General features: G+C 73.0%; 5 protein-coding genes. All 5 read right to left on the minus strand.

Going from position 1 to position 15,294, the window contains the following annotated elements; genetic code table 11:
• Positions 1–34: 34 nt before the first annotated feature.
• Genes FXF68_RS35475 through FXF68_RS35495 form a run of 5 tightly spaced genes read right to left on the minus strand, consistent with a single transcriptional unit; the run spans position 35 to position 15,036 of the window.
• The gene (locus FXF68_RS35475) at positions 35–805 is read right to left on the minus strand and encodes a thioesterase II family protein (protein WP_148767191.1); all 771 of its coding nucleotides are present in this window, start codon (positions 803–805) and stop codon (positions 35–37) included.
• Entirely contained in the window at positions 802–1,902 is a 1,101-nt protein-coding gene (locus FXF68_RS35480) for a Gfo/Idh/MocA family oxidoreductase (protein WP_246179115.1), read from the minus strand. The genes FXF68_RS35475 and FXF68_RS35480 overlap by 4 nt, the downstream gene beginning before the upstream one ends.
• Complete coding sequence (locus tag FXF68_RS44245; protein WP_246179116.1) at positions 1,899–2,933, minus strand: saccharopine dehydrogenase NADP-binding domain-containing protein; 1,035 nt, start codon at positions 2,931–2,933, stop codon at positions 1,899–1,901. Before FXF68_RS44245 ends, FXF68_RS35480 begins: the two co-directional genes overlap by 4 nt.
• Complete coding sequence (locus FXF68_RS35490) at positions 2,930–8,380, minus strand: non-ribosomal peptide synthetase (RefSeq protein WP_148767197.1); 5,451 nt, start codon at positions 8,378–8,380, stop codon at positions 2,930–2,932. The genes FXF68_RS44245 and FXF68_RS35490 overlap by 4 nt, the downstream gene beginning before the upstream one ends.
• A complete protein-coding gene (locus tag FXF68_RS35495) occupies positions 8,377–15,036 on the minus strand; it encodes a non-ribosomal peptide synthetase (protein ID WP_246179117.1) in 6,660 nt (2,219 codons plus the stop codon). The genes FXF68_RS35490 and FXF68_RS35495 overlap by 4 nt, the downstream gene beginning before the upstream one ends.
• Between the last annotated feature and the right edge of the window lie 258 nt (positions 15,037–15,294).

Raw genomic sequence — 15,294 nt, forward strand, 5'->3', positions numbered from 1 at the left:
AGGGGCTCCCTTCCGTTGGTGATCGTGATGGGGTTCAGGGGGTGGAGGGCCAGCGGCCGGGCATGCCGCAGAACTGCAGCACCTGCTCGACCAGCTCGTCCTCCTGCGGGATCAGGTAGAAGTGGTCGCCGGCGAACACCCGCAGCCGGAACCGGCCCGTGGTGTGGCGCTCCCATCCGGCGGCCTCGTCGCGGTCCACCTCGGGGTCGGCGGTGGAGACGCACGCGAACACCGGCGTGCGGATCGGGGCGGGTTCCGCCGGCCGGTAGGTCTCGATCAGCCGGTAGTCGGCGGCGAGCGTCGGCAGGACCAGCTCGCGCAGCGCCGGATCGTCCAGGACCTCGTCGCTGGTGCCGCCCAGCCTGCGGAGGTCGGCCACGAGCGCCGGTTCGCCGCCGAGGTGCACCTCGGTGGGACGGAGCCGGTCGGGAGCAGGGCGTCCGGACACGACAAGCCCCGCCAGCGGACGCCCGAGCAAGCCCTCCAGCCGCCGGGCCGTCTCGTGCGCCACCGCGGCGCCCATGCTGTGCCCGAACAGGGCGACCGGCGCCTCGCCCAGCGACGCGAGGGCGTCGGCGGTCGGCTCGGCGAGCTCGTCCATGGTCCGGGCGTGCGGGTCGCGCAGCCGGTCCTGGCGCCCCGGGTACTGGACGCCGTACAACTCGACGCCGTCGGGGAGGCGCGCGCCCCACGTTCTGAAGAAGCCTGCGGCGCCACCCGCGTGGGGGAAGCAGACGATGCGCAGGCGGGGCACGTCCTGGACGCGCAGCGGACGCAGCCACCGTTCCCGTTGCCGGACGGTCATGTCGGTGATTCCTCCAACTCCGTTCTCGCGGCGGCGATCAGCTCGTCGGCGGGCATCGGACGGTGCGGCGGTCCGGACAGGCGCTCGGGGTAGCCGAGGCTAGTGGCCATCGCCTGCCACACCGCGCTCACGGTCAGGTAGTACTGGCCCTCACGCAATGGATCACTGCCCTCACTCACGGCTCTCCATGTGCGCGTCATCGCGCGATGAGCGCCCTCCGGCCACATGGACGCGAGGACCTCCCGATAGGTCGGGGGAGCGGCGGGGCCGATCGCGCTGGTGGCGGGCAGGTCGAGCCCGGGGTCCGCGGCGTCGGCGAGCCGGGTCGTCCGTCTCGCCTCGGCGGGCAGGTGCGGACGGGGCGACCACAGCACCGGGCCGTGGGTCTCGGCCAGCGTGAGCGTGCCGCCTTCGGCGCCGATGGTGACGCGATGCAGCAGGTGGGCGTGGTTGTCGGGGTCCGCCGGATGCAACTGGTTCTGCACCCGCAGCGTGAACGGGATGCCGGCCAGCGTGCCGTCGATCGTCCGGAACGGACCGCGTCCCGTGGGGGGCGGCAGGTCGAAGGGGCGAAGGCCGCCCAGCGCGCGGCCCAGGATGTCGAACAGGTGGTAGGAGACCTGCACGCCGCAGGCGGCCTCGACGTACAGCGGTCGCAGCGCGCGGGCGGCGGCGATGAAGCGCCGCACCGGAGGAAGGTGCACGTAGTGGCTGTTCACGTGGTAGACGACCCGGTTCCGGCGGGCGGCGCGCAGAGCGGCGACGAGCTCGTCGCGCAGCAGCGGTCCCTCTTGCAGGACGTGCACGCCGCGATCCATCAGCTCGGCCGCCACCGCGCTGCCGGGGCCTCCGTTGACCTCGCCGAGCAGGACGACGCAGGCCAGGTCGATGTCGTCGGGCACGTCCCCGACCCGGGTGAAGAGGGGGACGCCCGCCTCGTTCGCGCATGCCTTGGAGCGCTCGCCGCCCTTGGCCAGGATGCCGGCGAGCTCGAAGGCCGGGTCGGGCGCGGTGAGAGCGGCCAGGTGCACCCGCCCGAAGCCCGTCCCGCACACCAGTGCGCGCGGGCGCCGATCCCCGTGCGTGCCGGTACTCACAGCACCCCCTCCTCGACGGGCGCGCGCGACAGTTCGGTGACCTCCACGGCCGGGTCGTCGCGCAGCTCCTTGAGCACGGCGGCCGGGACCAGCACGTCGGAGGCGTCGTGGGCGCCCGGGGGCACCCGGCCCGCCGCCACCGCCCGCGTGGTCGTGGCCGCGAGCGCGGCGGTCAGCTCGTAACCGTCGGCGGCGCGGACGACGAGGACCCTCCCGTCCATGTCGAAGACGAGCTGGAAGTACGGGCGGCGGCCGAGGGCGTCGAGGCGGGCCGCCAGTTCGAGGTCCTCGGCGGCCTGTTCGACCTCCCTGTCCCTGGCTCCGGACAGCGCGCGGAGTGTCCGCTCGCCGTCGAACACGCCCCACCATTCGACCTCGGCGAGCTCCAGCGTCCGAGCCAGCCGCCGCGTCTCCGCGCTCAGGTAGGGGTAGGCGCTGACACGTCCCGGAAAGTGGGGCAGGACGACGTTCTCCGCCGGACGCAGCGCGCCGCGCAGCGGACCGTGGGCGTGCCACGCGGCCAGCGGAGCGGCGTCCTCGCCGTGCAGGGAGGCGACGTAGTCGAGCGCGGCGGCCCTGGTGAAGCGGTCGAGGCCGCCGACGTGCGCGACCAGCCGGGAGGGCCGCTCGACCCGCTCCGCCAGCGCGCGGGGCAGCAGCGCGGACAGGCCGGGCATCATCCCCGCGGCCAGCACCGCCGCGCGTCCCCGGGCGAGCGCCGCGAGGCCGGGACGGCCGAGGTGGTCTCCGGCCACGTCCACGTAGTGGGCCCCCGCCCTCAGCGCGGCCTGGGCCACCGTGTCGCCGATGCTCGCCGAAGGGCCCGCGCAGTTCACCACCACGTCGCAGCCGGCGCAGAACTCCGCCAGCCGGGCGGCGTCGTCGATGTCCACCTGGACGACCTCGTCGCCGGGCCGGGCCGGCTTCCGCACCTGCGTCAGGTCCCTGCCGCCCAGGCGCAGCCGCCCCCGCAGGCGGCGCACGAGCGCGCGGCCCACCGCGCCGTAGCATCCGATCACGCCGACGGTCATGACCGCTCCCATCCCTGGGTCAGCAGGGCGGCGACCTCGTCCACGTGCGGCGGACGCAGGCAGCTGAAGTGGTCGCCGGGGATGTCGGCCACCCTCAGCTCGCCCAGGCACAGCTCGCGCCAGAAGCCGGTCATGTCGTCGCGCAGCCACGGCAGGAAGCGCGTGTCGCCGAGCTGGCGCAGGAACGTGATGTCACCGGCGTACGGCTCCGGCGCGTGGGCGCCGACCGCGCGCAGGCTGTGCCGCACCACCTGGTAGAAGGCCGCGACCTGCCGTTCGACGTCGGCGTCGGAGTCCGCGTGGCGGCTCGCGGCGCGGCCGATGGCGGCCAGCCGTTCGTCCTGCGGGCGCCTCGCCTGGGCGCGGAAGACGTCGGCGATGGGCGCCAGGTCGCCGGTGAGCGTTGTGACGCGCCCGGCGGGCACCCTGTCCTGGTCTTCGCGGAGCAGCAGCTCGAAGACCTCGGACATCGTCCGCTCGTCTCCGGGATAGCCCGCTTCGGCCGGGTCGGCGCCCATGACCTTGGCGAAGACGTACTCCACGACCAGCTCGTCCTCGATGATCCGGGGCAGCGTGTAGCTGCTGATCACGGTGAGGGTCGCGACCTCGGAACCCGCCTCGGTGAGCTGCCTGGCGATCTCGGTGGCCAGCAGGCCGCCCATGCAGTAGCCGACCACGTGGAAGGCGTCGGCGCCGGTGTCGAGCAGCGCGCGGGTGTAGTTCGCGGCCCGGCGTTCGATCAGGCCCCGCGGATCCTCGGCCAGGTAGGACTCCACGTCGGTGATCGCGAGCCCGGCCAGCGCGCCGCCCTTGCCCGCCAGCAGCCGCGACAGCGCCCGGTAGGGGGCGAGCGTGCCGCTGCCCTCGTGGACGAGGACGCGCAACGGCCCGCCGCGGTCGGATTCGCCGCCGAGTGGGACGAGCGGCGATGCGACGGCGCGCTCGGCGGCTCCGTCGCGGTCGCCGCCCTCGCGCAGCGCTTCGGCGAGCGCGGCCACCGTCGGCCGGTGGAGGATCTGGCGGACCAGGTCGTCCCAGAGCGCCTCCTCGGCGGCGGGCACGCGCGCGCGGAGCGTGGCGGCCAGCTTGGCGACCACGAGGCTGTCCCCGCCGAGGTCGAAGAAGTCGTCGTCGCGGTTGGGCTCGGCGACGCCGAGCACCTCGGCCCAGATGGCGGCCAGCTCCCGTTCCAGGTCGTCGCGGGGCGGACCGCCCGCCGAGGCGCGGCTCGCGGCGGCGTGCGGCAGCCAGGAGCGCAGCGCGGCCGTGTCGACCTTGCCGTTGCGGGTCAGCGGCAGCTCGTCGACGACCTGGAGATGCGCCGGGATCATGTACTCGGGCAGCCGTCCGGCCAGGTGCCCGGCCAGCGCGGCGACGTCCAGCGGCCGCCGGTCCGCCTTGAACCGCGCGGCGAAGACGTGCTGCCCGAGCGGGGCCGTCACGTCCTCCGGGCCGGGGAGGCACACGGTCGTGTCGGCGCCCGCGTCGAGCAGCAGCTCCTCCCACTGCCCGCGGCCGAGGAAGGTCTGGTCGAGGCCCTTGCGGGAGTCCTCGTAGTCCCATTTGCGCGGGTCCTTCTCCGGCATCATGAACTCCATCGAGGTCATGATCTGGTAGCTGTCCTCGGTGGTCTCGACGAACACCAGCCAGCCGCCGGGCCGCAGCATCTGCGTCAGCCGGTCGAGCACCCGGCCCGCGTGGCGGGAGTTGTGCAGGACGTTCACGCAGACGATGACCTCGAAGTCGTTGGGCTTGTACCCCTGCCCTCGGAAGTCCTCGTTGATGTCGAACAGCCCGTACCGCACCCAGGGCTTGTCGCCGAAGCGCTCGCGGGCCTCGTTGAGGAAGAACGGCGAGACGTCGGTGAACAGGTAGTCGACGTCGTACTCCGCGAGCGCCGGGATCAGCTGCGCGCTGATGCCGCCGACGCCCGCGCCGACCTCCAGCACCCGCAGGCCGCCGTCGTGCCGTCCGGCGATGCGGCGCAGCATCTCGATGGCGGCGTGGTTGACGTAGCGGCTGATGACGTTCTCCCGGTAGGCCGCCTCGGAGATCTCCAGGCGGCCCTCGGGGAAGAGCAGCGGCAGCGGGTCCAGCTCGTCGCGGACCAGCTCGGGCAGGTGGTCGGTGCTGGTCCTGAAGTAGTCGATCAGGGCGGCGGGGTAGCTGTCCTCGCGTTGCAGCTCGGCGACCGACTCCCAGGCGGCGTCGAGGTCGTGCCCGCTCGCGGTGCGCACCGCGCGGCGGACGTTCCCGTCCCGTTCCAGGAACCCCTCGTTCTCCAGGACGCGCAGCCAGCGGCGCACCAGCCGGTGGTGCCGGGGTGCCGCGCCGATGGTCTCGATGACCTCGTCGGTGGTGGCGGTCTCGCCGGGGGCGCCGAACAGCCCCTGCCGCACGAGGGCGCGCATGATGCCAATGACCGCGGCCCTGTCCAGGCGGGTCATGAACTCCATGAGTTCGTCGCGATCGAGGTGCGCGGTGTGCGCGTCGCCGGCGCGGGATCCCGCCGTGCGCAGTTCGTCGGCCAGTTCTTCCGTAGGCTCGTCCGACCGGTCGCGGGCGGGCTCGGCGAAGGCGGCGAGGCGGCGCTCCAGCCCGTCGCCGTCGACCAGCACGTGGGCGGCGGCGACCGCCGGATGCTCCTGGACGGCGGCCTCGACCTCCGCGAGCTCGATGCGGTGGCCGCGGATCTTGACCTGCCGGTCCTCGCGGCCGAGGAACTCGATCACCCCGTCCTCGCGGTAGCGGCCGAGGTCCCCGGTGCGGTAGAGGCGCTCGCCGGTCTCCGGATGCCGGACGAACCGCTGCGCCGTCTTCGCCTCGTCGCCCAGATATCCCAGCGCCACCCCGGCGCCGCCGATGTAGAGCTCGCCCGCCACCCAGTCCGGGCATGGCCGCATCGCCCGGTCCAGGACGTGGAAGGTCTGGTTGGCCAGCGGTTTCCCGTACGGGACGCTCGTCCAGTCCGGCGAGAGGTCGCCGATCGGGTGGTAGATCGACCAGATCGACGCCTCGGTCGCGCCGCCGAGGCTGACCAGCTCGATCTCGGGCAGCCGCGCGCGGACGGCCGAGGGGAGCGTGATCGGGATCCAGTCGCCGCTGAGCAGGGCCAGCCTGAGCGTTCGGAGGTCGGTCTCGGGGCCGGCGTCCAGGTAGTGGGCCAGCATCTGGAGTTGCGCGGGGACGGAGTTCCACAGCGTGACCCCGTGCTCGGCGATGAGCCGCGCCCAGCGGGCCGGGTCGCCGCGCTCCTGCGGGCCGGGCAGCACCAGCGCCCCGCCCACGGCCAAGAGGCCGAAGATGTCGTAGACGGAAAGGTCGAAGCCAAGGCTTGCGAGGCCGAGCACCCGGTCGGCCGCGGTGACCGAGAAGCGGCCGTTGATGTCGGCCACCGTGTTGAGCGCCGCCTCGTGGGAGATCATCACGCCCTTGGGCTCGCCGGTGGAGCCGGACGTGTAGATGACGTAGGCGAGATCGCCGGGGCGGGCACGGCTGGAGGGAACGGGGCCGGTGGAGGGCGGCGTCGTGTCGACGTCCACGCAGCGCACCCCGGGCGGACGCTCTCCGATCCAGGATTGCGTCAGCGCTGTGGTCACCCCGGCGTCGGCCATGATGCGGTCACGCCGGGCGGGCGGCTGCCCGGCGTCCACGGGCAGGTAGGCGGCGCCGGCCAGCATCGTGCCGAGCACGGCGACGACCTGCTCCCAGCCCTTCTCCATGAGCACCGCGACGGGCGCGTCGCCCGCCCCCGCCAGGCTCTCGGCCACGGCCGTGGCGCGCGCGAGCAGTTCGCCGTAGGTGAGTGTGCGCTCTGCGGTGATGACGGCGGGCGCGTCCGGCGTGGCCGCCGCCTGGGCGACGACGGGCTCGTGGAGCAGCCCTTCGGGACGGGGCGCGGCCGTCGCGTTGGCGCGGTCGCGCCGCTCGGCCTGCGCGGCGGGCAGCCCGACCGGCGCGGGCGACGTCCACGCGGAGTCGGACGCGGCCAGGTCGAGGAGCAGCGTGCGCAGAGCGCCGAACAGGTCCTCGATCAGCCCGGCGGGGAAGACGCCGTCGCGCACGTCGGCCCTGACCTCCAGGACGCCGTTCTCGACGAGGGCCTGGCAGTCGATCCACACCTGGGGCGTCCGGCTCCCGCCGTGCACCACCTCGGCCAGGCCGCGCATGCCCTCGTTCTCGTCACTGAGCCCGACCGTGCTGGTGAAGACGACCGGATACAGGGCGGTCCGCCTGCCTTGGCGGCGGGCCATCTCGCGCATCAGTTCCACGCCCGAGTAGAGCCGGTGGTCGAGGTCGTTCCAGAGCCGCCGCTGGAGCCCGGCGGCGCGGCCGGCGAAGCCGTCTCCGGCGCCGTCCACCTCAAGCAGGCTGACGGTGGTGAAGTCGCCGACGAGCGAACCCACCTGCGGGTGGAGCGGGTGCCGGTTGAGCAGCGTGAGGTTGAGGCAGAACGCCGGCTGGCGGCTCCAGCGGCCGACGACCTCGGCGAAGGCGGCGAGCACGGCGGTCGAGGGGGTGACGCCGTGCGCCGCCGCCCGTTCACGCAGCCCGCTCCATCGCTCGGGGGAGAAGCGGACCGCGTGACGGGTGAAGGAGCCGGTCGCCTGGACCTCCCGGTCCTCGCGCAGCGGCAGTTCGGGGGCGCCGGGCAGGTCGTCCAGCCGGTCCTCCCAGTAGTGCCGGTCGCGCTCGTAGGCGGCGCCGTCGCGCAGGCCCCGGGCCGCCGCCACGTAGTCGCGGAAGGTGATCTCCAGCGGCGGCAGTTCCGCGCCCGGGTCGAGGTAGAGGCGCTTCAACTCGGTGAGCAGGAGCTGGATGCTCAGGTAGTCGGCGATGAGGAAGTCGATGGAGACGTGCAGGAGGTCGCGGTCGCCGGTCCGGGTGATCCGCACGTCGAACAGCGGCCACACGGCGGGGTCGTAGCGGCGGCCGTCCATGGCGCTCCTGGTGGCGGCGACATGCGCGTCGACCTCGGCGGGGGAGCGGCCGCGCAGATCGGCGACCTCGATCCCGTACCGGGGCGTCTCGGGGGCGGTGACCTGGTAGCCCTCCATGTGGACGGTGCAGCGCAGCATGTCGTGCCGCTCGACGAGCCGGTTCCAGGCGTCCTCCATGCGCCGCGCGTCCAGGTCCGCGAAGGCGAGCTCCGCGTAGACCTGGCAGGCGGTTCCGCCGTAGTCGAAGGCGTCGCCCCGGCCGAGCAGGTAGGCGGCCTGCACGTCGGTGAGGGGGAACGGCTCGTGCCGGGCGCCGGGCTCGGGCGCCAGCTCCGGCGTGGCCGACCGGCTCAGGTGGTCCAGCAGTTCGTCCTTGCGGGCGGCGAGCTGCGCGCGCCGCTCCTCGGTGAGGACGCCCTCGGGGGCGCGGAACCGCAGCCGGCCCGCCTCCTCCCACAGGCGCACGCCCTCGCGGGCCAGTTCGGCGATGAGCTGACCAGCCGTCATATCGTGCCCTCCTCGAAGGCTCCGTCGTCGAAGGCTCCGTCGTGGTGGTGCCGCTCGACCAGGGCCGCGTGCTCGGCGATGGTCGGCTCGGCGAACAGCGTTCGCAGGGGGAGCTCGACGCCGAACTCGATCCTGATCTCCTCGGCCAGGCGGGTGGCCAGCACGCTGTCGCCGCCGAGGGTCACGAAGTTCTGATGCCTGCCCACGCCGGGGACGTCGAGCAGCGCCTCCCAGATCCGGGCGAGGGCCTCCTCGACCGGGCCGGTGGGCGGGGCGTCCTCGACCTGGCCGTCGCCGTGCTCCTCGACCAGGCGGTGGAGGGCGTTCCGGTCGACCTTTCCGTTCGGGGTGAGGGGGAGGTCGGGGACCTGGACGACCGGTTCGGGGATCATGTACGGCGGGAGCCGCTCGGCCAGCCGGTCGCGGAGGTCGTCGGCGTCCAGGTCACCGGCCGGGACGACGAGCGCGGCCAGCCCGCGGGCGGCGCCGCCGACCGTGGTCGCCACCGCGCGCTTCACGTCCGGGTGGGACAGCAGCGCCGCCTCGATCTCGCCGAGTTCGATGCGGTGGCCGCGGACCTTGACCTGGTGGTCGACCCGGCCCAGGAACTCCAGGGTTCCGTCCGGCCAGTAGCGGCCCATGTCGCCGGTGCGGTACCACCGCATCCCCTCGTGCTCGACGAACTTGGCGCGGGTGGTGTCCGGGTCGCCCCGATACCCTTCTGCCACTCCCGCGCCGCCGATCCACAGCTCTCCCGGAGCCCAGTCGGGGCAGTCGCGGCCCAGTGAGTCGACGACCCGGAAGCACTGGTTGGCCAGGGGACGGCCGTAAGGCACCGACACCCATTCCGGCGGCACCTCGGCGGGCACCGGGCAGTAGTTGGACCAGATCGCGGCCTCGGTCGCGCCGCCGAGCGCGATCAGCCCGCACTCCGGCGCGACCCGCGCGAGCCGGGCCGACATGTCCAGCGGGACCCAGTCGCCCGACACCATCGCCAGCCGCAGCGAGCCCACCTGCCCGCGTTCGGCCACCAGCAGCATGTCCAGCAGCGCGGGCACCGTGTTCCACACCGTCACGCGGTGCTCGGCGACCAGGCGCGCCCATCGGGCGGCGTCGCGGCGGTCGTCCTCGTCCACCGTCACCAGTGACCCGCCGGCGGACAGCGTCCCGAACACGTCCCATACCGACAGGTCGAAGTCCAGGGCGGACACCGCCAGCACCCGGTCGTCCTCGCCGACGCCGAAGCGGGCGTTGACGTCGAGCACCGTGTTCAGCGCCGCGCGGTGGGAGACCTCCACGCCCTTCGGCTCGCCCGTGGACCCGGACGTGAAGATCACATACGCGCTCGCGTCCGGCTTCACCTCCACCGGAGCGTCCAACGGCTCGCCCTCGGGCAGCTCGGTCAGCAGCAGGCGCGCGTCGGCGCGGCGCATGATCTGCTCGCGCCGGGCCTCGGGCTGGTCGACGCCGATCGGCACGTAGAGCGCCCCGGCCGCCAGAACGCCCAGCACCGCAGCGACCTGGTCGGGGCCCTTCGGCAGCGACACCGCCACCGCCTCGCCCGGGCGGACACCGTGCTCGCGCAGGAAGCCCGCCGCGCGCAGCGCCCGTCCGGCCAGCTCGCCGTAGGAGATGCCCGGGTGGATCGCCGCGCGGGACGGATCACGGCGCGCCCGTTCGAAGAAGCGACCGTGCAGCGTGCCCTCGGGAACCGGCGCCGCCGTGTCGTTGGCCGCCGCCCGCACCGCGAGCTGCGACGCGGGGACCAGCGACGGCGCGGCCGTGTCCCAGTCGGATTCCAGCAGCCATTCCAGCAGCCGGCCGTACCCGTCGGTCATGGCGTCCAGGACGCCCGGCGGGAACAGGTCCTCGACCGCGTCCCAGTTGACGACCAGCCCGCCGTCGACCTCGACCACCTGGTGGTCGATCCACACCTGCGGCGTCTGCGACACGCCCCAGACCGGGTCGGCGAAGAGCGTGCCGGTCAGGGCGCCGTCCTCGCCCGCGACGCCGAGCGTGCTGGTGAACACGACCGGCATGGCGACGTCGGACGAGCCGGTCCGCTTGGCCAGCTCGCGCATCACCCACAGCGCGGACACGTCGCTGTGGTCGAGGTCGCGCGCCACCCGGCGCTGGAGCCGGCGGGCGCTGTCCAGCCACGTCTCGCCCGGCTCGTAGGCGACCAGCAGCAGCGAGGTGAAGTCGCCCAGGACGGTGTCGATGTCAGGGTGCACCTGGCGCCGGTCGAAGAGGGTGAGGTTGATCGTCATGTCGCGGCGGGCGCTCCACGCGCCGAGCGCGTCGGCGAACGCCGTCGCGAGGACGGTCGAGAGGGTGAGGCCGTGCCGCCGGGCGGTGTCCTTGACGGTCCGCCACTGCTCGGCGGGGACGCGGATCTGCCGGCGGGTGAAGCGCGGGCGGCCGAGGCCGGCCGGGTCGTTCGCCAGCGGAAGCTGGGGCGCGGGCGGCAGTTCCGCGACTCTGCTCGACCAGTACTCCTCGGCGTCCCGCCGCGCCTTCGGGTCGGGATGGACGGTGAGCACGTAGTCGCGGAAGGACGGCCCGGTCGGCGGCAGTTCGGCGTCCGGGTCGTGGTAGACGGCGTCGAGCTCGCGCAGCAGGGTCATGATGCTGAGCGCGTCGAAGACGATGTTGTCGAAGCTGACGCCGATCCGGACGCGGCCCTCGCCGTACCGCACGGCCCGCACGTCGAACAACGGCCACCGGGTGACGTCGATGAGCTGGTGCGACATCGACTCCCGCAGCTCGGCGAGGGCCTGGTCGGCGGCGCCGTCGCCCGCCTCCGTGACCGGGATGGTCAGCTCCGGCGCCGTGGGGAGGATGCGCTGCGCGCCGTCGGGCTGGAAGACCGCGCGCAGCATCTCGTGCCGTTCGATCAGCCGGTTCCACGCCGCGCCGAAACGGGGCAGGTCGAGGCCGTCGAAGTCGTATTCGGTGTAGAAGTGGCAGCCGACGCCGCCGAGCGCGAAGTCGTCGGTGCGGCCGAACCAGTAGGCGCGCTGCACCTCGGTGGGCGGGAACGGCTCGTACCGGTGTTCCGGGTCGGCCCGCAGGACGGACGCCTCGGGGGCCTCCTCCTCTCCGAGTCGTGCGGTCTGGGCGAAGGCGGCCAGTTCGGGGTTGTCGAACAGGTTCGTCAGCTCGGCGCCCGCGACTCCGGCGGCGCGCAGGCGGAGGATGAGACGGGTGGCCAGGAGGCTGTCGCCGCCGAGCGCGAAGAAGTTCTGGTCACGGCCCACCGCCGGTACGTTCAGCACCTCGGTCCAGATCGCGGCCATGACGCTTTCGATACCGGGACGAGGAGGCTCGAAACGTTCCGCACGTCCGGCCAGCTCTCCGCCGAGAATCGTCCGGACTGCGGCGCGGTCGACCTTGCCGTTCGCGGTGAGGGGGAGAGCGGGGAGTTGCGCGATGTGCTCGGGGACCATGTAGGGCGGCAGGTGTTGGGCGAGGTGCGCGCGCAGATCGTCCTCATCGGGTCGGCGCCGATCGCCGGTCGGGACGATGACCGCCGCCAATTGCTGGGCGGCGCTTTCGACGGTGGTGGCCATCGCCCGTTCGACCTGGGGATGGGAGAGCAGCGCCGCTTCGATCTCGCCGAGTTCGATGCGGTGGCCGCGGATTTTGACCTGGTGGTCGATGCGGCCGAGGAACTCCAATGTGCCATCCGGCCAGTAACGCCCCATGTCACCGGTGCGGTACCAGCGGACTCCGTCGTGCTCGACGAATTTGGCGGCTGTGGTGTCGGGGTCGCCCCGGTAGCCCCTGGCGACTCCGGCTCCGCCGATCCACAGTTCTCCGCGTCCCCAGTCCGGGCAGTCGCGGCCTTGCGGGTCCACGACGCGGAAACATTGGTTGGTCAGGGGCCTGCCGTAAGGGACGGAGACCCATTCGGAGGGAATCCGGGGTGGCACCGGACAGTAGTTGGACCAGATGGCGGCTTCGGTGGCACCGCCGAGTGCGATGAGCCGACATCGCGGCGCGGCGTGCTCCAGGCGGGCGGACAGGTCCAGCGGGACCCAGTCGCCGGACACCAGGGCCAGCCGCAGTGAGGGGAGCGGGTCATCGGCCGCGATCAGCAGCATGTCCAGCAGCGCGGGGACGGTGTTCCACACCGTCACCTGATGGTCGTTGACCAGCCGCGCCCACTGGGCGGCGTCGCGCCGCTCGTCCTCGTTGATCATTACCAGCGCGGCCCCGGCTGACAGCAGGCCGAAGACGTCCCAGACGGACAGGTCGAAGTCCAGCGCCGACACGGCCAGGACGCGGTCGTCGCCGGTGATGCCGAAGCGGGCGTTGACGTCCAGCACGGTGTTGAGGGCGGCGCGATGGCTGACCTCGACGCCCTTCGGCTCGCCCGTGGACCCTGACGTGAAGATCACATAGGCGCTGCTCTCCGGGTCGACGTCGACGGGGGCGTCCAGCGGCGGGACGCCGGGGAGTTCGTCGGGTGTCAGGGTCAGCGTGAACCGGGCGTCGGCGCGGCGGACGATCTGCTCCCGCCGCGCGGGCGGCTGGTCCACGCCGACCGGGACGTACATCGCCCCGGCGGCCAGTACGCCGAGGACCGCGGCTATCTGTCCGGGGCCCTTGGGCAGGCACACCGCCACCGCATCGCCCGGGCGGACGCCATTTCGATAGAGGAAGCCCGCGACGCGTAGCGCCTGGTCGGCGAGTTCGCCGTAGCTGATGGCGGGCCCGGCGGCGTGGTGCACGGCGGGACGGGCAGGGGCGCGGCGAGCCAGCTCGAAGAACCGTTCGTGCAGAGTGCCTTCGGGGAGTGGCGCGGCGGTGTCGTTGACCGTTTCGCGGACGGCGAGTTGGGCGGCCGGTACCAGCGGTGGTACGGCGGCGTCCCAGTCGTCCTCCAGCAGCCAGTCCAGCAGCCGGTTGTGAGCGTCGGCCATGCCGTCCAGCACGCCCGGCGGGAACAGCTCCTCGACGGCGTCCCAGTTGATCAGCAGCCCGCCGTCGATCTCGACCACCTGGTGGTCGATCCACACCTGCGGCGTCTGGGACAGCATCGAGCCCAGCCGGCCGAGGCTCCGCTGCACGTCCGCGCCGACGAGGTCGCCCATGCCGAGCGCGCTGGTGAACACCACCGGCGCGGTCACCTGGTCGTGGCGGCCGCCCCGGTTGAGGTCGCGGAGCACCTCGACACCGGAGTAGGCCGAGTGCGCCGCGTCGCGTTGGAAGCGCGCCTGCAGCGCCGCGACGCGCTCCGCGAACGTCCGCGGCCGCGACAGGTCCACCTCCAGCAGGACGAGGTTGGAGAAGTCGGCGACCATGTGCTCCACATCCGGGTGGATCGCCTGGCGGTCGAACAGCGGGACGTTGAGCACGAAGCGCGGCGCGCCGCTCCACAGGCCGACGACCTCGGCCAGCGCGGCGGCCATGACCATCGGCAGCGTGACGCCGTGCGCGCGGGCGCGCTCGGCCAACCGGTCCCGTTCCCCGGCGGTGAGCCCGCGGTCGCGGCGCACCACCCGGACCTGCTCCACCCTCTCCGGATCGACGGCCAGCGGCAGCGGCGGGCCGGGAGGCAGCTCGGGCAGGCGTTCGGCCCAGTACCGGCGGCCGGCCTCGTGGTCCTTCGCCCGCAGCGGTTCCCGCTCGGCGAGGTATTCGCGGAAGGAGTAGGTCAGCGGGGGCAGTTCGGCGTCCTCGCCGCGATAGAGGGCGCCCAGGTCCTCCAGGACGATCTGGATGCTGCGGACGTCGGCGACGAGCAGGTCGATGTTGACGTGCAGGCGGTAGGCGCCGCCGGGCAGCAGTGAGAGCGTCAGGTCGAGCACTTCGCCGCGCTCGACGTCCAGACGCCGGTGCGAGAGCCTCTCGCGCGTCCTGAGCAGGGCCTCTTCGGCGTCCTCGGCCGTGCTCAGGTCGTGGACGGTCAGGCCCGGCCAAGGGCTGTGCGGCAGAACCTGCTGGGTGCCGTCGTCGAGGAAGCGGGCGCGCAGCAGGTCGTGCCGCTCGAAGAGGGCGCGGGCGGCGCGCTCAAGGGCGGCGCGGTCGATGGCGAGTCCGTCGAACTCGATGTAGAAGTGGCAGCCGACGCCGCCGAGCACCTGGCGGTCGCGGCGGCCGAACCAGTAGGCGTGCTGGAGCGGAGTGAGAGCGAAGGGGGCGTCGCGATCGACCGGTTCGGGCTTGGATCGGGGCAGAGTGACGGCGCCGCACGACTGGAGCAGTGCGTGCCATGACTCGATCGTCGGCGCCTCCACGAGGTCGGTGAACTTGACGTCCAGACCTTGGCGCAGCCAGTCGTTGGCGAGCTGCATGATGCGGACGGAGTCGAGCCCCAGCGCGATGAGGTCCTCGCCGTGGTCGAGATCCTCCGGGCGGACGCCGAGCAGGTCGGCCGCGGCACCGGCGATCTCCTCCATCGCGGGAGCCTGGGGCGGGAGGACCTGGGCGTGCGTCCTTCCCGCGATTTGCGAGCCGGGACGCTCGGTATCCAATGCGGTGTCCAGCGGGACGGGCGGGGCGGCCAGTGTGTCGACGTCACGGACCGGCAGCAGACCACGGCGGTAACGGTTCACGAGTTCCGCCCGGTCGCCCGTCAGCGATCCCGGGTCGACGAACGCCACCGTCTCCACCACCGCGCCGCAGGCGTCGATGACGGCGCTCCGCACCTGGCGCGCCGAAGGCCCTGCTCCCGGGACGGATTCCACCAATGCCGTGAGATTTCCTCCCGGAACGGTCTGAATTGTGCGGCATGGCGATCCCGTCAGCTCGTTCACGGCCGCTTCGAGGTCGTTCGGGGAAAGCAGCCGGCCTTGCGCGGACAGGCAGGAGGAACGCATCGCCGTTTCCGTCATGGCGCATAACACTGACATATACCTAAGTGTCTGACCAATCTCGAATTATTGGCATACGTATCATAGGTAGCC

The organism is Actinomadura decatromicini (genome assembly GCF_008121305.1).
In the GTDB taxonomy this organism is placed as follows: domain Bacteria; phylum Actinomycetota; class Actinomycetes; order Streptosporangiales; family Streptosporangiaceae; genus Spirillospora; species Spirillospora syzygii.

Coding starts and splice junctions, on each gene's coding strand:
- FXF68_RS35475 (WP_148767191.1), bottom strand. CDS start 805: ATGACCGTCCGGCAACGGGAACGGTGGCTGCGTCCGCTGCGCGTCCAG.
- FXF68_RS44245 (WP_246179116.1), bottom strand. CDS start 2,933: ATGACCGTCGGCGTGATCGGATGCTACGGCGCGGTGGGCCGCGCGCTC.
- FXF68_RS35490 (WP_148767197.1), bottom strand. CDS start 8,380: ATGACGGCTGGTCAGCTCATCGCCGAACTGGCCCGCGAGGGCGTGCGC.